The following is an 18,498-nucleotide window of genomic DNA, read 5'->3' on the forward strand; positions in this document are numbered from 1 at the left end:
AGTCCCTCCTAAATCCGGTTCAGGATCTTGGATGCCGCGGCCGCGTCCAACAGAACTTCGCAGTTCGGGTGCAATTGAACGACGGATGCCGGCATATCCGTAGTGATGGGGCCAAATAACGCTTTTTCGATGATATCCGCTTTATGCTCGCCTTTGGCAACCAGGATCAAATGGCGGGTCTGCATGATGTCTTTGATGCCGCGGGTCAAGCCCCCGAGCGGATAATCGGGGCCTACGCCGGTTTCTTTCCGTACTCTCGCTTCAAAAATAGGGTCCATCGGCGATACCCAGGTCGTACTCTCAAACGGCGTTCCCGGCTGGTTGATGCCGATGTGTCCGTTAAAGCCGATTCCCAGCATCTGCAGGTCCACCCCGCCGCGGGCGGCAAGCTTCGATTCGAAAATTTCGCATTCCCGCTCGAAATCGTCCGACAGCGTTGGCGGCATGATGAAGTTTTCATCGGGAATCCCCAAGTTTTTGACGAGCTGCTCGTAAATCATCGTGTAGCAGCTTCCGGGATAGCTCCGGTCCAGATTTGTCAGCTCATCCACATTAAAAACGGTGACTCTGGACACGTCAAATGGGAAACTACGGTATATTTGCGAGACGACTTCATGCATGCCTCCGGTGGTCTGCCCCGTGGACAGTCCGATCACGGCCTCCGGCTTTTTCAGCATCTGCCCGATGATGCGCCAGGCCGCGGCTACGTCAAAAGCATGCTCGTCTCTTTCAATGGTGATTTTCATATGCGGCTCCTCCTAGCTATGCAAAATTTACGAAAGCGCAATGGTCGCAGCGCCGATCAGCCCTACCGTCGCCGGATCCAGCTGCGAGAAGATCACGCCCTTCGCGACCGATTCCATTACCGGCAGTTCCAGTCGTTTGGGGAGTTCCCGCGCCATCCAGGCGCTGCCCGCCACACCTCCCCCCAAAATGACGAGTTCGGGATTGACGACGCGCACCAGATTCATGATCAGCTCGGCGGCCGCGTCGGCGGCGTCCCCGGCGATTTTGGAAGCCAGCGTGTCGCCTTTGTCCGCATGGGCGAAGATGTCCTCCGCGCGGACGAAGCCTTGGCCGGCTAATTCCAGCAACGGCGATCCGGGGTAACGCTGACCGAGCAAGCGCAGCCTGCGGTCCATCCCCCCGCCGGAAGCGATCGCTTCGGCGCAGCCGAAACGGCCGCAGACGCAAGGGGTTCCGCCCGTATAATCCACGGTCATATGGCCAACCTCGCCGGAATCGTTTTGCCAGCCGCGAATCAGCTGTCCATCCGTCACGAATCCGGCGGCGATGCCGGTGCCGATGTTCAAATAAATAAAGTGATCGGTTCCTCGCCCCGCGCCGAATGTTCGTTCCGCCAAAGACGCCGCTTTGACGTCATTTTCAATCCGGCAGGGATAGCCGTAACGCTCCTCTAAAAGCGGCGTCAGAGCCACCGGGCTTTTTCTTCCCGGATCGATCATAACCCAGTCGCCCTTCGCGGCATCAACAAGACCGATCAGCCCCACGCCCAGCGCGGCCGGTTTCGAAGCCGACAAGTCCGTCGTGGACAAGTAGTCGTCCAGAGACGAACAAATCAGTTCCACCGCTTGTTCCTGAGTCAGATATCCTGAAGGATACGACTTGGAGCCAAGAATCCGTCCCTTATGGTCAACTTCCCCAATCAGCAGCTTCGTGCCGCCCAGGTCCATGGCAAGTACCGTGTCGCCGTTCATTCGCCGATCACCTTCTTACCGGGATACATCTCCGACTTATTCTCCAGCTTCCCGTCCGGCACCACAATCGCCAGCCAAGGGCGGCCGCTGTTCAGGATGCCCGTTTTTAGCACGGCCGTTTCGCCTGGGGCCAGGGTAACCGGCTTGATTTCTTCGAGATTGTCCGTGCGGAAAGCAAATTCGACCGGTTTATTTCCGCTTGCGGACAGCGAGATGGTTAAAATGCCGCCCTCGGCCCGCCAAGTTGCTTCATAATTGGCAAAGCCGTTGTCCAACAAGTATTCATTGCCGTTGATGAGCCGCAGCGTTTGGGTCAGCCCCTGCCACTTAAAGCGGTATTCGCCGCTCGGCAGCTCCAGTCTGAAGCCTCCTGTATGCGGATCGGTATGGATCTCCGTTTTGTGCCCCGTCATCCGGTTTTCCGCTTCCAGCAGCGCTCCCGGCGCATCGGACAACCAGCCGTAAACGGCCGCCTTCCGATTCATCCGGCCGGCAAGCAGGAGGTAACGAACGCTGGGATGAATCCACATTTCCCGGTAAACCGCGTTGTTGCTTTGCGGCCAATAAGGATAATCCTCGTTGCGGTAGCTTTGAATCCCTACGCAGATCGATCCGGACACCGGCCCGGGGAGGCAAACGTACTGCTGCGCGTAGTTATACCCTTCTCCCAGCATCAGCGATTGGCCGAACGGATTTTTGCCCACGACCCATTCCAGTTGACGATGCGCCAGTTGAAGCAGCTCGTAATCGTTGCGGATTTCCGCTCCGATTGCGGCCAAATTGCCGCCGGCAAGCACAAGCCCATTGTTGCCGCGATAACTAAACCAAGTCGGAAAGCGGCGAAGATAATAACCTTTGCCCAAAGCTACGCCGTTTCTGACCTGTTCCCGGTATTCCGCCAGCATACCCGGATGGGCAAAAGCCTGCTGGTTCAGGAACAGTTCCGCGTCCTGGTCCGCTTCGTCCTCGTGGTAAATTGAAGCCGGCGCCATCATGTAAGGGGCGGTGCTTCCTGCGACCGTTTTCAGATACTCCGTATGCAGCACAATCGCGTGATACCAGCGGATCCAGTGAGGATGCTCCGGGAGTATGCGGCACAGCAGGCTCAGCGCCATGACCGGTTCATGCTCGTGGGAGCGATGGTTGTAATGCTGAATCTGCTCTTTCTTTTCATCCCGGTAAAAGAATCCCGTCAGCGGAATGTCCCATTCCGGAAACTCCGTCTGCTGGCACGCAAGCACGCGTTCGGCGACTTCGGCGGCCTTTTCCGCGTAATAATCGTCGCCGGTGAAGGAGTAGATGTGGCCCGCCGCCAGCACGCACGCGCTGTACAGGAGAATCGGCGACGATACCCGCGCCGGGTCCATCGCTTCCGTATATTCCTCGAAGTCCAGCTTCTCGTAAGCAAAATCCCAGTCTTCCTTGGCGACCTGCTTCAGATAACGGCTTTGGGGCGGATCAATGTCCTCCAGCACCTCCGCGGCGTACGCTTCGGCGGCGGCGGCCATGAAGTTCTCGATCGCCAGGTTCTGCGCCTGGCTGTTGAGCTGGTCATGATGGCCGATCAGATGACTCGTCCAGACCGATCCGCCGCTTCCCATCGTCCGGTAGCCGTCGCCAAATCGGGTGCGCAGCATCCAGTCGAGTCCCCATTTTCCTTCTTCGATCAAACGCTCGAATAAAGGGAGGTAATCTTGCTGCGAGACCGCGGCGTGAAAGAAAGCATAAACCGCTTCCGCGGTGTTCGTCAGATTTTGGGACATATCCGCCGCATCATGCCAGCCTCCGTTAGCGACCACGCTTTTGTCCCCGTGACGATCCACGACGTTTCCGTGGCAGTATTTATGTACACCGGGCACCTCAAACCCGCAGCGTTCGCAAAAGAAAAGATTGACCGTTTTCCAGATGGAGTTCTCCCAAACGTCTTCCGCTATCGGAAAGGTTCGCGTAACCGTATCGCCGTATATCAGGAGATAGCTTCCTTCAATATGAACCTCGGAAAAATCGAGAAGCGAGAATTTCCCTTGTTCGTTTTCCGTCCTAACTACCGGCTTCTCCAGGATAATACGTCCTGTGTGGGCATCCACCAGTTTAAAGCTGTCCGCAGTCGATTCGCCCGCGATCGCGGTTTTCGCCGCTCCCGGTTGGTACCCCGATCCGCAGAACAGAACACTGCCCGCCTCCGGCTCCCATCCGCTCCATTTGGCGGTTTTCTCCACCCGCTCCAGGCGGATGTCGCTCAGAAAGAAACAGGATTCTTCTACAGCCTCGTTTTCGTGGCCGATGATGTCGTAGCCGAATTTCAGCGCGGTAACTTGATCCCTCGCCACATTGGGAATCTCAACGCTCACGTGATTCCATTCGTGATTTTTGAGATTGAAATTGTGGCAGCCCTCGCGGATATAACGATCAGGCACGGGTTCGGCTCCCTCGTTGATCAACTGCAGATGCAGGCTGACAAACTTGAACCCCGGCATCTCCGGCCGGATTCTCAAGGAGATCCGGTTATACGCCGTCCAATCTTCCTTTGCAAATTTACGGCTGATATAAGGTGTTGCGTAAATGCGCGCGTAACTTTCCGTCCACTTTTCAAGACGAGTCGGCGTCGTGAATTTGATGGTTTTGGTTTCGTTCCACAATTGTTCATCGCTTAACGACAGGTTTGCCAAGGAATCGGCTTCCCAAGCTTCGAGATTCTCGAAGGTTTCGAGCGTTCTGCTCCCGATTGCCGGAGTCGTCCCCAGCACATGCTCATAATACTCGTCTTCAGCCAAAAACAGCGGACGATGAATCATTTTGCTATCTTGAAGATGCTTGTCGAACAAAAGATTGGTCATAGCTGTTTTTCTCCATTCACTCAGGATAGCTCGAAAAGCTGCCATTCATATTCCCAATGTGTATCGATACACATAAAATATAACAACGGTTTTTCCTGATGTCAACCAAAAAATCGCAATTTATTATTCGTGTTTTTTCAGCATTCGAATAATAGCAATCGCTTACATTATCTGTATTTCGGTATTTTCATGGAAAACAAAGAAAATCCGGGACAAGTTCGCCCTTTGGACGGCTTATCCCGGATCTCCGGTTAACAAATGTGTAACGCTACATGTCAGTGTTTTTTTAACTGCTTCTGGGCATGCAGCTGTCTCTCACGATCAGTTCCGCTTTCAGTACCACTTTCTCTTTCGGCAGCTCGGGGTGATTCAGGCTTTTGATCAGCCGTTTGATGCCGATATAGCCCAGATCGTACAATGGCTGCCGCATCGTGCTGATGGGCTTGCAGCTGCACTGGTAATCCCCAGGATTCTCGTCGTCGAACCCGATGACGGAAATATCCTCCGGCACCCGGATTCCCGCTTCCTCCATGGCCTGAATGGCCCCGAAGGCGGAAATGTCCGACGCGAAGAAAATCGCGTCCGGCAGGTTGCCTTTAGCGATCATGTTTTTCATTTCCCGATAACCTACCTCGTAATACGAACGGTCCCCGCGCATGTTGGAATCCTGCGAAGGCGGCTGCACGGCGGGATCGAATGTCGGATAGATGATCAAGTCGCTTTGCACCGGAATCTGATAATCCTGGAGCGCCCTGATATAGCCGTTCATGCGTTCCAGTGTGATCTTCAGGCTCATGTTGCCGGCCATATGCGCGATTCGTTTATGTCCTTGTTTGATCAAATGCTCCGTAGCCCGGTAAGCTCCTTCGGCATTGTCGATCACGACCTTGTCCACGTATACGTCGTCGACGTTGTTTTCGATCAGCAAAAAAGGAAACGTCGAATCGGCCAGCTCCCGAATGATCGTGTCGTCCGACGTAAGGCTTCCGTATATGATGATGCCGTCCACCCGCCCCTGCGTCAGAAAGCTGATGTGGCGCCGTTTTTTCTGCAAATCCCCGTTGGAGGAGCAAAACAGCACGTTGTATTTGTTTTCCTTGTCAAAATCCTCGGCTCCTTGCTCCAATCCGGAAATCAGCCGCCCCGCAAAAGGAGCCCACAGATTGTCCAAAACGATGCCGATGCTTTGCGTCTTTTGGAGAACCAGCGAGCGGGCAATGCCGTTCGGCCGGTAATTCAGCTCCTTGATCGCCGACTGAATTTTTTCTCTCGAAACGGGGCTTACGCCCTTGCGACCGTTCAGATATCGCGAGACCAGCGTGGTGGAAAGCCCGGCACGCTCTGCCACATCCTTGATCGTTGCCATCTTAACAACTCCTACAATAAATTAATTTGCTCCCGCCGCGGCAGTTCTCCAGTCGAAAATCGTGCAGGTTTTGGGCGAAGTTTTGTCGACGATCGCCTGATAGACGTCGTCGCAACTAGCCGGATCGGCCAGCTCGTAAATATCCCCGACCTTGATATCGCCGTCGTAAATCCACTGCATGCCTTTGGCAAAGTTCCCGTAATTGCTGCCGGGCATGAACTCCGTCGAATGGCGGGGAATACTCCATTCCCAGCCGGAAGTCAAAGTGATAAATCCGTAAAAGACCTTATGAAACACTTCATGCGCCCAAGTGTCCGTCCCTCTATACCATGGCACGCCCACCAGGGACAGCTCTCCTCCCTTTCGCAGCACATCCAGCGCGTCAAGGGCCGCTTGCTCCGCACCCGAGCATTCGACGGCGAGACCGATTTTTCCTGCAACGGGGCAGTCCTTCACAGTAGGATACACATGCCGAATGCCACAATCCAAGGCAATCCGGCGCCGATTTTCGCCGGGATCCACCGCGTAAACGTCGTAGCCGCAATGCTTCAGCATTTGCGCACACATTAGGCCAACGATGCCAAGTCCGGTAACCAGAACCGGCTCCACCGGGCGAATCTGCGTTTTCAGCATCGTGGTCATCGAAACCGCCGGAAACCTGCACAGCACGGCCTCCTCCGGTTTCATTCCCTTGATCACGGGAACGGTTTCTCCCTCCGGAACGATGTTGTACAGCGAATGAGGAGCGCTGGCGAACACAAGGTCTCCGGGCGCCGCTCCTGTTACCTTGCTTCCTGTCTCAATGACTTCCATAACTACGGCATACCCCGTTTCCATCGGATAACGGTTCCCGCCGAAATAATCCATGTACCCGCCCCGCTCGGAACCCGAAGAAATGAGCGATACGAGCGTTTTGCCGAATATCTCATGATCCCCCAGCGCTCGTCCTTCCAAGACTTCCTTCACTAGGGCCGCTTTGCCTTGCGCCACGAATTTCACACTAAGGTTCTCATAGGTGTCCAAATCCACATTCTCCCCCATACCGCAGAATAATAATATAAAACGGGACTAAATGTTTAACGTTACACGTAAGATAACATACTCGTTTAATTTTTGTCAATGTAACCCATCCGGAACCCGGTTCCGACAAGGCCCTGGGCTCCCGAAACAAAAAAAGGGACACCGTCTGTTAACGGCATCCCTTTTGGAAATTTGATATACGATTCTCTTACTGTTATTTCACGACCAGAACCGGGATGCGGGCATGCTGCACGACATTATGGCTGACACTGCCCAGTACGAATTCGCGTATGCCGCCCAATCCACGGCTGCCGACCACGATCAGATCCGCTCCGTGCTCTTTCGCGTATTCCAGAATCACTTCCGGCGCCGGCCCTTGGGCAAGCTCCACTTTGCCGTCTACGCCGGCTTCCTGCAGACGGCTTCTCGCTTCATCTGCGGTTTTTTCGGCAAGATCGTAGAAATCTTTGTTCATCGAGGCCGGAACCGGGGCGAATCCCTCAGCTACATAAAACCGCGGAAAATCATAAACATGCAGTACCTCAAGCGTTGCCCCGGGTGTCACTTTAACCAGCTCAATCGCCTTTTCAAGAGCCTTGGTAGAAGCCTTGGAACCGTCGTAAGCCGCCACGATTTTCGAGAATAACATATGAAGCACCTCTCTTGTCCTAGGATCAAATCAGAAAATACCCGTAAAGCACGGCATTCAAAAGCAGCAGCAGCGGGACGCCAACCCGGAAACTGGCGTGTTTAGTCTTATGGCGTTTAAGATTCATGGCCAGCAGCACGCCCAGTGCTCCGCCGATCGTCGCCAGAAGAAACAGCGTCCGCTCGGGAATCCTTTCCCGCCTATGCCGGGCGCGGCGTTTGTCGTCAGACATCACCATGTACGCTACCGCATTGATAAAGATGAACCAGAGCAGCAAGCCTGTCCTCATCAGCACCGCCCCTTCCGTTACCGTTATTGATATTGTTGCCCACTCGCTTCGCTTCCAATTTTAATTATAACTCGTGCCCATCTATTAAAAAAGCTCTCCGCAGGGGAGAGCAGCATCGGCTAATCGATAACGGAGTTCATCTCCTGGCAGTACTTCCTTTGCTAAGGGGGGACCCTACAAAATAGCGGAACATTATGACCTTATTTTACGGATCCGAGCGTGCTTCGCATCAATAAGGGAATCGAAGGGCGCTATTTTTGAGCAAACGGTGCAAAAGAAGGCCATTCCCCGGAGTCTCGAGAAATAGCGCCCTTCCTGTCCTCTATTTCACACAAAACGAGGGATATTGACCTAATAGCGCCCTTTTGTACCCTTATATATGCTGTCCACTAGGATTCGTTCTTGGAAATTTCGTTCAGACTGGGCGGGTAAGCGGCTTGTTTGTCCGGCTTGGCCGCGTCCGTCTTCTCCAGAATGCTCGATTTGTTCTGCCGGTTTTCGGTTTTCCGCGCTCCATGATGCGGCATCCTCATCACCTCCATACCTAGCATCCCGAAATATATCCGTTTTATGCCGTCTTGTCTTAAGAATGGTCCTTTTTCTCCATGGCCGCTTTCAGCAATTCGCCGAGATTGGAGCCCATCGATTCCGGCTTGGAATACTGCTGGACAAGCTTTTGCTGTTCGCGTTTGTTGATATGCTTGGCATCCTTGTTCACCGTTTCCGTAATGCCGCAGCTCAGGCACTGCACATAAAGCCCGGCTTTGCCTTCCTTCAGCTCCATCTTCTTATGGCACTGCGGGCAGCGCCGATTGGACAGCCTTTTCTCGCCGGAGCGGCGATACCCGCAATCCTCGCTGGGGCATATCAGCATAAGCCCGCGGGCCGTTTTCTTCTCCAGCAGCCTTGTACCGCAGTCCGGGCAGTGGCTGTTCGATACATTATGAGGCTTGTAGGCGGCCTCGCTGTTTTTAACGCCTTTGACCAGTCCCGAGGCCATGTCGCGTATGCCATTCAGGAACGGCTCCGGCTTCCCTTGCCCGCGAGCGATGCGTTCCAGTTCGGCTTCCCAGCGCGCGGTCAATTCCGGCGTGCGAAGATCGGCCGGCGCCAGTTCAATGAGCTGTTTGCCTTTGCCGGTCGGATGAAGCGAATTGCCCTGCCGTTCGATCGTATCGGAGCTGACCAGCTTCTCGATGATATCGGCGCGTGTCGCCGGCGTGCCGAGACCGTGCTTCTCCATCTGCGTCAGCAGAGCCGCTTCGGTATAACGCTTCGGCGGCTGGGTCCGTCCGGGCTCCAACCGGCAGCGGCTAACGGAAACCGCCTCGCCCAGGCTTAAAGCCGGCAGCGCCGTGCCCGTCTCCTCCTCGTCGTCTCCCTCTTCTTCCAGGGAGCGTCCGTCATAAACGCCTCGCCAGCCGTTATCCTTCATCGTGGTTCCCTTGGCATGGAACATTTCTCCCGCCGCTTCCACGGTCACCGATACCTGATCAAAACGGGCCGGCGGATAAAACAAGGCGATAAACCGCCGCACAATCAAATCGTACAGCTTCCGTTCCTCGGGACTAAGCGCGTTCAGCAGCACCGTCTGTTCCGTCGGAATGATCGCGTGGTGATCGGTCACCTTACTGTCATCGACGATCCGCTTACCGAGCGGAAGCGGTTTGCGCAGCAGCGGGCGGGCCAGCGGCGCGTATGGTCCGACGGCCACGCTGGTGAGGCGCTCCTTCAGCGTATCCGTCATGTCGGAGGTGAGGTAGCGCGAATCGGTCCGCGGGTACGTCACCAGCTTATGCTGCTCGTAAAGCCGCTGCAGCACGTTTGACGTCTGCTTGGCCGAAAATCCGAGCAGCCTATTGGCGTCGCGCTGCAGCTCGGTCAGATCGTATGCCAGCGGATGCGGCACCGTCTTTTCGTTTTTCGTCAGCTTGACGATGCTCCCGGACTTTCCCTGCAGAAGGCTTTGCAGCTTTGCCGCCCGCTCCTTGTCAAAAATCCGGGAATCCCCGTTGCTCCCTCTCCAAACCGCTTCAAATTTGCCGAAATCGGCACGCAGCACGCTGTATTCCTCCGAGCGGAAATTCACGATTTCATGCTCCCGCTGCATAATCATCCCCAGGGTCGGGGTCTGAACGCGGCCGGCAGATAACGGCGCACCGAATTTGACGGTCAGCGCCCGCGTTACATTGAGCCCGATCATCCAGTCCGCTTCGGCCCGGCAGCGCGCCGATTGATACAGCCGTTCATAGGCGCTTCCCGGCTTCAGCGTAGCGAACCCTTCCTTGATCGCTTTGTCCGTCTGCGAGGAGATCCACAGCCGCTTGAAAGGTTTGTTCCACTTAACCATCTCCATGATCCATCTTGCCAGCAGTTCGCCCTCGCGGGCTGCATCCGTCGCCACAATAAACTCGCCGATGTCCTGGCGCCGCATAAGCTGCTGCACGGCTTTGAATTGATGACTCGTTTCCTTAAGGATCTTCAGCTTCATTTTGCCCGGCAAAATCGGCAGATCCTCCAAAGCCCACGTGCCCAGCTTGCTATCGTAATCCTCGGGCTCGGCCAAACCTACCAGATGGCCCAGCGCCCAGGTCACCACGTATTTGGGTCCTTCAAAGTAACTCTTATTTTTATCGCGGCTCCCCATTACACGGGCAATTTCCCGCGCGACTGAGGGCTTTTCCGCCAATACCAACGTTTTCATGAGATTTAAAGACACTCCTTTCCTCGCTATATTATATCATCTGAAGCAAGGCAAGGATAAACCCGCGAAGCTGCGAATCGCCGCTCCGGGTCAAACAAGCCTCCGGCTTCAATATCCGATGGATGTTGAAACCCCCAGACCGCCTGTGCTCGATGTGGACGATGAAGTTGAAGTAAAGTTGACGACTTCGACAATAACTGTCACTCCGATAACCAGAGCCGTGTTGATCGTCAACTGCGCGGAAGTCAAAGAGCTGAACCCTCCTCTTTGGAGCGTATTGTTCACGAAAAGATTGTAGAAGCCCGAGCCCGTTGGGATTGCCAGCCCTCCGGACGGAACGGTTCCCCCGCTGTCATCCGTGAAACTGGACGCGGGAATGACGGTGGTGCTTCCGATGATGTTCCCGAGTACCACCGTCGCTATATAACGATTGACGGCCGGAGCTGTACTGGTCGTGGTTGTCGTGCTGATACTCCCCGTCACCGTATTTTGAGCTTCCAAATACAGCTTGATTACCGGCATGTTAAGCATCCTCCCTCGACAAACGATAGTCAGAATTATATTGCATATGACATTGAATACGGCGCCTTTAACGCATAATCATCGGCTCAACATTTCTACCAGAACATTGATATTTATATAGTTTATGAAAATGCCTGCCCAATGGCTTGGACGGATATAAATGCGAAGGCGAAAACGAGTACCGGTACATGTTTTTGGGGAAGAGTTGGAAAATTAATAAAAAACTGATACAATCAATTTAGTACCTGGTTCTAATACTTGATCACATTATGATGAGGAGTGATTGGATTGGCTATTCTTTCGCAAGCCCGCATCACCGCAATCGGGACCTACGTTCCGGCGCGCATCCTGAGCAATGAAGATCTGGAACGGATGGTAGATACGAACGATGAGTGGATCGTACAGCGCACCGGTATCAAGGAACGCCGCATCGCCGCTGACGATGAATTCACTTCGCATCTTTGCATCCGGGCCGTGGAGAAGCTGCGGGATACGTACAACAAATCCCTGGATGATGTAGATCTGATTATCGTCTCCACAACCACTCCGGATTTCTCCTTTCCGACGGTTTCCTGCCGGATTCAGCAGCATTTTAACATCAGTGAGACCGGGGCCATCGATTTAAATGCTACCTGCGCAGGCTTCTCCTACGCTCTTCATATGGCTAACGGCATGATCAGCTCCGGACTTCACAAGAAAATACTTGTGGTAGCCGGTGAAACGATGTCCAAAATCACGGACTACACCGACCGCAGCACCTGCATTTTATTTGGGGACGGAGCCGGGGCCGTGCTGGTCGAATACGATCCCGAGTACCCCGGCTTTGAGTCGTTCGTGCTCGGAACTAGTGGCGCCGGCGGCATCCATGTTTACCGCTCCGGGTTATCCTCGAGCATGGACGGCATTCCCTTGGAAGGGCGCGGAAGAATCGTTCAAAACGGCCGCGAGGTGTTCAAATGGGCGGTACGCACCGTCACCGCAGGAATTGAGCAGCTACTCGATCAATCCGGCCTTGGCCGCGACGACATCGATTGGTTCGTGCCGCATAGCGCCAATCTGCGGATGATCGAATCCATCTGCGAGAAAGCCTCGCTGCCCCTGGGCAAAACGCTGCAGAGTGTGCAGGACATGGGCAATACCTCCTCTGCCTCCATCCCCCTCGCCTTGCAGGCCGGCATCGACGCGGGCCAGCTCAAGTGCGGCGATCGCGTGCTGCTTTACGGCTTTGGCAGCGGGCTGACCCACGCCGGGCAGATCGTCCGTTGGGGCGTACCGGACCAGGCTTGAATTCACCCTGCTGGAGAATCCGGACTCGAGATTGGCGGGTGCCGGGCGAGTTCCCGCACGGGTTTCACTTCAGCTAACTTGTCGCCCCGAAATGTTGTATTTCGTACAATATTTCGGGGCGTATTTTACGGATTTAGCCTGGGATGTTGCATTTAATACAACATTTCAGCCCGTTTTCACCCTCCCCCGGTAAAAAACGCCGAAAATGCTGTACTTTCTGCAACATTTTTTCTTCTCTAAAGGCAATCGAGGAAAAATGTTGTACTTTATACAACATTTTTAGTTCACCAGTCAAAAGTTCGGCTGCACGTCTCCAATAGTTGCCCACCGTTATAAGTAGGGAGTGCTTAGAACCTACGTACAGCAACATGAACCCGGTTACTCATCCCAGCCCAGCAAATTGCCGCACCGTTGTACCGTACCAGTACGCTCTCCATGCTCTTGCTCACACCCGTGCGCTAAAGTTCCCCAAAGAAGCGGTCCCGCTTGACTCCGAACACTCTCCAGCACTTGCTCGGGCACGTTCGCTAAGCGGCTTGCAAGTGAATCGAATCCCAACGACCAAAGAACCTCCCGCCCCTCCATACTCGCTTCCGGGCACTAACAGCATGCACGCAGCCCCCCCCTTCCTACCTCCAGCCATTCGGACCACGCAACTCCGGCAATTAGGATTGTCTTCTCCCCAGTGAGCTCGCTCCTTTCTTCTCCCAAGCACACTCTCATCTTCTTATTTGCATATTGACAGCAAATTTGAAGTTCTGATATAGTCCTATTTAATTGATAATGATTATCATTATTATCCAATGACCGCTACTCAGTCACTTATTTCCCAAGGGGAGGCTTATCAAGTTGAAAAAAACCTCACGCTTCATCGCTTTTGCGCTTATTTTGGCATCATCCATTCTCGTTACGGCCTGTGGGGGAAATAGCGGCCCCAGCGCGGGCACGAGCGGAAACACCACTTCGAACAACCGGAGCGGAGAGTCGTCCGCCTCAAATGGAAGCACCCCCGGAAACGCCGAGGACGAATCCAACGCGGAGGCCGCCGAACTCCGGGACTTCCAAACCGTGAAGGGCAGCGTGAAAATTCCCGTAAAACCTAAACGAATCGTTACGGATTACTATGGCGGCGAGCTTTTATCGGTTGGAGCGAATGTGGTCGGCGTTGAACCTACCGCTTTCGAAAATCCATTCCTGGCCGATTTGCTCAAAAATACCGAGGATGTTGGTACCCCCGTCAATGCGGAGAAAACGCTGGAGCTCGCGCCCGATCTCATCATCGTCATGTATGACGACAATTATGAAGCACTGTCCAAAATCGCGCCAACGCTGTACATACCGTACGGAACGACGACCAACATTACGGATACGGTTAAGCTGTTCGGAGATATTGTAGACGCGCCGGATAAAGCCGAGGCGTTTCTGGCCGATTTCGAGAAAAAAGCTGCCGAAGGACGCGATAAGCTGAAAGGCGTGATCGACGAGAACGCGACGTTTGGCCTTTATGAATTGACAAACAAAAACGAACTGTGGGTCTTTGGAGACAACGCCGGCCGGGGCGGTCAGGCCGTCTATAACGCACTCGGGCTCAAAATGCCGAAAAAAATGCAGAAGGACGCGCAGACGTTCCAGCTCTCTCTCGAAACGCTGCCCGATTACGCCGCCGACTATATGTTCCTGACGACCTACGATCCGGACAAAACCGGCGAAGCGCTGAAGAAGCTGAAAGACTCCCCCGTATGGAACGGAGTCGACGCCGTCAAGAATAACCGCATTTTCTATAACGACTTCGACACCTTTTACCGTTACGATCCGATCGCCATCACCGGCCAGATTGATATGTTCGTAGATATGCTGCTGAAGAGGAATGAAGAGAACAAGCAGTAATTAAGGACCGCCTTTAGGAGCAGAACATGACTGCCAACTAAAGGCGGTTTTTCACAAAAAAACGCTTCTCCTGAAGGTGACTTTTCAAGAGAAGCGGTTATAGGTACAATAGCAGAAGCTCTATATTTGTCTTAATCAAAAACAAAAAGCATATTGTATTACGCATAAGGAGGCTCATTTCCATGCCCGTGATCAGAGAGCTGCTCACCGAACAGGATTTTCAGGAAGCGATGGACCGGCAGCTGCGCATTCGCGTTTTTCAAAACAACCAGTTGATCGATACCGGCGGCATTATTATCCGCTTTACCGAAGCTACGATCATTACGCAGTCCGGGGTCAGCGACATCACTTACCACTCGCGCTCCGAATGCCAGTTTTTCGAACTCAAAAAATGACTCCCCCGCTCTTCCGCCCCGTCGTCTTCCTTCACGCCGATTCTACCGCAGTCCGGCGGATTCCCCCTTCGGACCGGTGCTAACCGCCAAAGGCTGCTCTTTTTTGCGGCCGAAGTCCTCTTTGCCGAAACGGATGAAAATCCAAACCCCGCTTAAAATAACCGCTCCCGCCAGCAGCTGAAGCACGCTTAAGCTCTCCTTAAGCAGGATCCAGGCGAGAATGGAAGCAAATACCGGCTCGCCGAGCACGGCCATGGACACCGTCGAAGCGCTGATCACCTTCATCAGCCAGTTGAACAAATAATGCCCGAACAGCGTAGGCACGACGGCAAGGAGCAAAAAGATCCCCCATTCGCGCGGGGCGTAGCCCGTAAACGAAATGCCGGAGAACAGGTTGTAAAGCGCCAAAAACGACGCCGCTACCGCAAAAACGAGGAAATTGTACACGTAGGCGCTGATGTTCTGCAGAAGCTGTTTGCCGATCAAAATATGTACGGCGATCGCGACGGTACCGAGCAAGGATAGCATATCTCCGGTTACGGCTTTCCCCGACAACGAGAAATCTCCCGATCCGATCGCAATGGAGCCGATCAAAGCAAGGCCGATCCCGAGGATCATGGCCCGGTTGATTTTGACCCCGAACAGGAAAAAGGAACCGATCATGACGAGAATCGGCTCTAACGTCAAAATGACGGTCGAGCTGGCTACCGACGTGAACCGCAGCGAGCTCATCCAGAGCAGAAAATGCAGTCCCAGCATAAAGCCGGACAGCAGCAAGCGTCCCCACTGGTTCAAGCTGAGCCGCGCGATCTCCCCGCGATATTTCCACAGCAGCGGAAGCATAAGCAAATTCGTCAAATAAAGGCGGTACATGGCGATTACCGACACTTCCGCATCGGACCAGCGGACAAAAATGGACGAAAACGAGATGGCGATAATTCCGATGACATAAAACAACGGATACTTAAAGGATGACTTGATGTTCGAATTCATGTTCAGGCTCCCTATTAGAACTATTCTTCATGTTTGGTCCATTCTTAATGGTTACGATTTCTGTCGGTTTCCTATTTTCAGGCCACTACACATTATAGCCGAGAAGCCGCGATTGGAAAATAAGCAATCGCCAATCCAAACATCGGCCTTATACGACAAATTAAGAAAAAAACAAAAATTCGTGTTGAATTTTGCGCCGATATCTGCTCTAGTATTAACCATACACTATGACGAAGAAAGGCGAGTCAGAAGATGGCGAAGGAGAAGCAAAAATTATGGAAGCGGTTTCTTCTGCGGCGCAGAAGCATCATTTTAACATGGTTATTTTCCTACTTGGTCGTTTTGACGGTACCGATTTTGATCAGCATTTTCGTCTATGACGAGTCCCGGGAAATCTTGAAAAGCGAAATCCACCGGGCGAACAACGTGCTGCTGAAAGAAGTCAGGGGAACGATCGACAACCAGGTTCAAAACGCGGAACGCCTCACGACGGAGTTGACTTGGAACGTACGCATCCGCGGGTTTATGTACTCGAACCTGTACAAAACTCACGGCAGCCTGGATTCCGACCTTTACAGCCTGCACCAGACCGCTCAGGAAATCGCCATATACCAAACGCTCTATCCTTCCATCAGGACCTATTACGTTTACTGGAAGGATCAGGATCTCGTCCTCGAGCCGGGCGTATATCGCACGAGCAAATTGGCCTTTGAAACCATTCATCCGAATGAATCCATTTCTTATGAAGTGTGGCTGGACATCCTGCAAAAGAACAACGCCGGGCGATTCATTAAATTGAAAAACAAAGATTCCGCCATGAACACGCTGGCGTACATTCATTCTTTTCCCGGCGAAAAATTGGGGAGTCCGCCGGGGGCAACCGTTGTTCTGCTCGATACGACCCAGCTCATGGAAACGATCCTTAACGTTCAGGATTTCAGCGACGGTCAGGTATTCGTATTGAACCGGGACAAGCAGGTTCTGCTCTCCACGGAACAAAACAGCGATCCTCTGGCCTTATCGAATATGGATTTTACCAAAGACACCGGCTCTTATTTTACGGAATACGAAGGCAAGCCCTCGGAGTTCATGTACATCAAATCGAAAAACTCGGAGCTTGTCTATGCCACGGTCGTCCCGCGCAGCCTGTTTTGGCACAAAACCTATTATCTGCGCAATATTACGTATATTGGCCTGTTGATCAGTATGATCGGAGGCATCCTCCTTACCGCCCTTTTTCTGTTCAGAAACTACAGTCCGGTCAGCCGGCTGCTGCGGATGCTGAAGGGGGCGAAGGACAAGGCAGCTCTCTACGAGGGCAATGAATTTGCGCTAATTCAGCAGGCAATCTCCGATACGTTGAATGAAAAAGGGCAAATCCAGCTGAGGATGAAGCAGCAGTCCTATATGCTCCGTTCCAACATGCTGGCGCGCATGCTAAAGGGCAAGCTGGATAACCAGCTGTCGCTGGACGAATCGCTGGCCGCTTTTGACGTTCATTTTCACTCGGACGATTTCGCCGTAATTCTCTTTTATCTGGACTATGAAAAGTTTGCCTGGCACCTGGACGAGTTGTCCGATATCGCCAACAAACCAAAGCTGATGCAGTTTATCGTAACCAATATCGTTGAGGATCTGGCCAATGAAAAACACCGGGGGTTTGTATGCGAAATGGACGACAATATGGCGTGTATCCTCAACTTCGCCTCCGGGGACCGGGAGCAGCTGCTGGTTGACGCACAACATCTTGCCGAGCGGGCAAGACAATTCCTGAATGAAAAATTTAATATTCATACGTTTACTTCGATCAGTTCGATCAAAGGTTCGGTCGGCGAAATTTCCACGGCCTACAAGGAGGCGGTCGACGCCTTGGAATACATGGTCGTGGTCGGCGATCGCGAAGCCGTAACCTATGACGAAATCCAGATTAACGACCCGGAAGAAGTGAAAACCGGCTTCTATTATCCGCTTCAAACGGAGCAGCAATTGATGAATTACGTCAAAGCGGGCGACGACTCCAAAGCCGAGGCTTTGATCAAGGACATCGTTTCCCGGTGCATGGAACAAAGCAAGCTCTCCGTCAATCTGATCAAATGCCTGATGTTCGATTTGATCAGCACTTTAATCAAAACGGTCGGCGAAATCGGCGAAACGGAGGAAAACTCAACGGTGAACAGCACGGCTTGGGTAACCCGGGTCATGAACTGCGAATCGCTCAAAGATATGGAACTCCAATTGCTCGCGGTCATGCATGAGGTCTGCGAATACGCATTATTCCGGCAAAAGCAGCTGCAGTCGTCCACCCGCAGTCAGGCGCTTAAAGAACTGAGCACCGAAATCCTGACCTTCATCGCCAACAATTACAAAGAGGCCAATCTGAATATTTCCATGATCGGAGAGCATTTCGGATTGACCCCGACGTATTTGTCTAAGCTGTTTAAAGACCAAACCGGCGACGGATTGCTGGATACCATCAACCGATTCAGAATGGAAGAGGCCAAACGGCTGCTGCGCGATTCCTCCGGCAGCATTAAATCCATTTCCGCCCAGGTCGGATTCCATGATATCAATACCTTTATTAGGACTTTCAAAAAATACGAGGGAATAACGCCGGGGCAATATCAGAAAATATTGTAGCCGATTTCACGCGCGACCGTGTCCCTCCTTCCCCTACCCGAGGCTCTCCCGAGCCTCTTTTTTTCTCGAATTTGGGATTTTGCCGATGCCATTTTCGATTTGGTTTACGCCAAACGCAATATCGGCGATCCGATTCGAGGTGTTGACGATTCTCAAGAACGGCACGGAAGCGCCATAATCGGTAGTGAGGCGCC

General features: G+C 53.1%; 16 protein-coding genes. 4 read left to right on the forward strand and 12 right to left on the reverse strand.

Annotated features, from left to right (window positions below):
* Positions 1 to 8: 8 nt before the first annotated feature.
* From ACI48K_RS21660 to ACI48K_RS21705, 10 genes are all read right to left on the reverse strand, one after another.
* Positions 9 to 746: a 6-phosphogluconolactonase gene (locus ACI48K_RS21660; RefSeq protein WP_475029720.1), complete on the reverse strand. Its 738-nt coding sequence runs from the start codon at positions 744 to 746 to the stop codon at positions 9 to 11.
* Positions 747 to 773: 27 nt separating this feature from the next.
* Positions 774 to 1,718, reverse strand: coding sequence for an ROK family protein (locus ACI48K_RS21665; protein ID WP_475029721.1), 945 nt, complete (start codon positions 1,716 to 1,718; stop codon positions 774 to 776).
* Positions 1,715 to 4,555: a glycoside hydrolase family 9 protein gene (locus ACI48K_RS21670; RefSeq protein ID WP_475029722.1), complete on the reverse strand. Its 2,841-nt coding sequence runs from the start codon at positions 4,553 to 4,555 to the stop codon at positions 1,715 to 1,717. The genes ACI48K_RS21665 and ACI48K_RS21670 overlap by 4 nt, the downstream gene beginning before the upstream one ends.
* A 286-nt stretch (positions 4,556 to 4,841) precedes the next feature.
* Complete coding sequence (locus tag ACI48K_RS21675; RefSeq protein ID WP_475029723.1) at positions 4,842 to 5,921, reverse strand: LacI family DNA-binding transcriptional regulator; 1,080 nt, start codon at positions 5,919 to 5,921, stop codon at positions 4,842 to 4,844.
* A gap of 21 nt (positions 5,922 to 5,942) precedes the next feature.
* Positions 5,943 to 6,944, reverse strand: coding sequence for a zinc-dependent alcohol dehydrogenase (locus tag ACI48K_RS21680; RefSeq protein ID WP_475029724.1), 1,002 nt, complete (start codon positions 6,942 to 6,944; stop codon positions 5,943 to 5,945).
* 211 nt (positions 6,945 to 7,155) lie between these two features.
* On the reverse strand, positions 7,156 to 7,590 hold the full coding sequence (locus ACI48K_RS21685) for a universal stress protein (RefSeq protein ID WP_475029725.1): 435 nt from the start codon (positions 7,588 to 7,590) through the stop codon (positions 7,156 to 7,158).
* Between the two features lie 25 nt (positions 7,591 to 7,615).
* A complete protein-coding gene (locus tag ACI48K_RS21690) occupies positions 7,616 to 7,879 on the reverse strand; it encodes a DUF1294 domain-containing protein (RefSeq protein ID WP_475029726.1) in 264 nt (87 codons plus the stop codon).
* Between the two features lie 389 nt (positions 7,880 to 8,268).
* Entirely contained in the window at positions 8,269 to 8,406 is a 138-nt protein-coding gene (locus ACI48K_RS21695; RefSeq protein WP_475029727.1) for a hypothetical protein, read from the reverse strand.
* 56 nt (positions 8,407 to 8,462) lie between these two features.
* Entirely contained in the window at positions 8,463 to 10,583 is a 2,121-nt protein-coding gene (locus tag ACI48K_RS21700; RefSeq protein WP_475029728.1) for a DNA topoisomerase III, read from the reverse strand.
* Positions 10,584 to 10,691: 108 nt separating this feature from the next.
* A complete protein-coding gene (locus ACI48K_RS21705; protein WP_475029729.1) occupies positions 10,692 to 11,105 on the reverse strand; it encodes a DUF4183 domain-containing protein in 414 nt (137 codons plus the stop codon).
* A 294-nt stretch (positions 11,106 to 11,399) separates the two neighbouring features.
* On the opposite strand from ACI48K_RS21705, the gene ACI48K_RS21710 reads away from it, so the two are divergent.
* Positions 11,400 to 12,392 (forward strand): beta-ketoacyl-ACP synthase 3, encoded by a 993-nt coding sequence (locus ACI48K_RS21710; RefSeq protein ID WP_475029753.1) that lies wholly within the window; start codon positions 11,400 to 11,402, stop codon positions 12,390 to 12,392.
* 378 nt (positions 12,393 to 12,770) lie between these two features.
* On the opposite strand, the gene ACI48K_RS21715 is transcribed toward ACI48K_RS21710, so the two are convergent.
* Positions 12,771 to 12,950 (reverse strand): hypothetical protein, encoded by a 180-nt coding sequence (locus ACI48K_RS21715; RefSeq protein WP_475029730.1) that lies wholly within the window; start codon positions 12,948 to 12,950, stop codon positions 12,771 to 12,773.
* Between the two features lie 291 nt (positions 12,951 to 13,241).
* On the opposite strand from ACI48K_RS21715, the gene ACI48K_RS21720 reads away from it, so the two are divergent.
* Positions 13,242 to 14,279 carry an iron-hydroxamate ABC transporter substrate-binding protein gene (locus ACI48K_RS21720; protein WP_475029731.1) on the forward strand — a complete coding sequence of 346 codons (1,038 nt, stop codon included), beginning with the start codon at positions 13,242 to 13,244 and terminating at the stop codon, positions 14,277 to 14,279.
* A gap of 182 nt (positions 14,280 to 14,461) precedes the next feature.
* A complete protein-coding gene (locus ACI48K_RS21725) occupies positions 14,462 to 14,674 on the forward strand; it encodes a hypothetical protein (RefSeq protein ID WP_475029732.1) in 213 nt (70 codons plus the stop codon).
* A gap of 42 nt (positions 14,675 to 14,716) precedes the next feature.
* On the opposite strand, the gene ACI48K_RS21730 is transcribed toward ACI48K_RS21725, so the two are convergent.
* The gene (locus tag ACI48K_RS21730) at positions 14,717 to 15,667 is read right to left on the reverse strand and encodes a DMT family transporter (protein WP_475029733.1); all 951 of its coding nucleotides are present in this window, start codon (positions 15,665 to 15,667) and stop codon (positions 14,717 to 14,719) included.
* 252 nt (positions 15,668 to 15,919) lie between these two features.
* On the opposite strand from ACI48K_RS21730, the gene ACI48K_RS21735 reads away from it, so the two are divergent.
* Complete coding sequence (locus tag ACI48K_RS21735) at positions 15,920 to 18,304, forward strand: helix-turn-helix domain-containing protein (protein WP_475029734.1); 2,385 nt, start codon at positions 15,920 to 15,922, stop codon at positions 18,302 to 18,304.
* Positions 18,305 to 18,498 lie beyond the last annotated feature (194 nt).

The organism is Paenibacillus terrisolis, assembly GCF_056171975.1.

Bases quoted from the DNA above. Each gene is read 5' to 3' on its own strand.
- ACI48K_RS21685 (WP_475029725.1), bottom strand. From the start codon at position 7,590: ATGTTATTCTCGAAAATCGTGGCGGCTTACGACGGTTCCAAGGCTTCT.
- ACI48K_RS21695 (WP_475029727.1), bottom strand. From the start codon at position 8,406: ATGCCGCATCATGGAGCGCGGAAAACCGAAAACCGGCAGAACAAATCG.
- ACI48K_RS21730 (WP_475029733.1), bottom strand. From the start codon at position 15,667: ATGAATTCGAACATCAAGTCATCCTTTAAGTATCCGTTGTTTTATGTC.
- ACI48K_RS21700 (WP_475029728.1), bottom strand. From the start codon at position 10,583: ATGAAAACGTTGGTATTGGCGGAAAAGCCCTCAGTCGCGCGGGAAATT.
- ACI48K_RS21690 (WP_475029726.1), bottom strand. From the start codon at position 7,879: ATGAGGACAGGCTTGCTGCTCTGGTTCATCTTTATCAATGCGGTAGCG.
- ACI48K_RS21705 (WP_475029729.1), bottom strand. From the start codon at position 11,105: ATGCCGGTAATCAAGCTGTATTTGGAAGCTCAAAATACGGTGACGGGG.
- ACI48K_RS21675 (WP_475029723.1), bottom strand. From the start codon at position 5,921: ATGGCAACGATCAAGGATGTGGCAGAGCGTGCCGGGCTTTCCACCACG.
- ACI48K_RS21660 (WP_475029720.1), bottom strand. From the start codon at position 746: ATGAAAATCACCATTGAAAGAGACGAGCATGCTTTTGACGTAGCCGCG.
- ACI48K_RS21735 (WP_475029734.1), top strand. From the start codon at position 15,920: ATGGCGAAGGAGAAGCAAAAATTATGGAAGCGGTTTCTTCTGCGGCGC.
- ACI48K_RS21725 (WP_475029732.1), top strand. From the start codon at position 14,462: ATGCCCGTGATCAGAGAGCTGCTCACCGAACAGGATTTTCAGGAAGCG.
- ACI48K_RS21670 (WP_475029722.1), bottom strand. From the start codon at position 4,555: ATGACCAATCTTTTGTTCGACAAGCATCTTCAAGATAGCAAAATGATT.
- ACI48K_RS21665 (WP_475029721.1), bottom strand. From the start codon at position 1,718: ATGAACGGCGACACGGTACTTGCCATGGACCTGGGCGGCACGAAGCTG.